Source organism: Flavobacterium sufflavum (assembly GCF_004016525.1).
In the GTDB taxonomy this organism is placed as follows: Bacteria; Bacteroidota; Bacteroidia; order Flavobacteriales; family Flavobacteriaceae; genus Flavobacterium; species Flavobacterium sufflavum.
Genome location: NZ_SACJ01000059.1, coordinates 1 through 225, shown reverse-complemented (window position 1 = coordinate 225; position 225 = coordinate 1). Strand labels below are relative to the sequence as shown.

The window sequence follows — 225 nt, the reverse complement described above, 5'->3', positions numbered from 1 at the left end:
CGTTTGCTGCAATTGCCGGTTGTACCGAAAATAAACTGTTATTGTTATTGGTAACAGTGAAGCTCAGGGTCTGAGTCAATTCTGGATCTCCATCATCTATACCTGTTGCCCAACCAGGAACACTGATGGCTCCTGCATCTTCCAGTTTAGCCTGGTCATCTCCTTTAGTAAAAACCGGTACATCATTCACAGATGTTACATTGATGTTGAAGGTTTGATTATCAC

Annotated in this window: 1 protein-coding gene; it reads right to left on the bottom strand. The window is 42.2% G+C overall.

Going from position 1 to position 225, the window contains the following annotated elements:
* Positions 1-225, bottom strand: a 225-nt coding sequence (locus EOD40_RS18130; RefSeq protein ID WP_164905526.1) for a hypothetical protein, incomplete at both ends; no start/stop codon positions are given.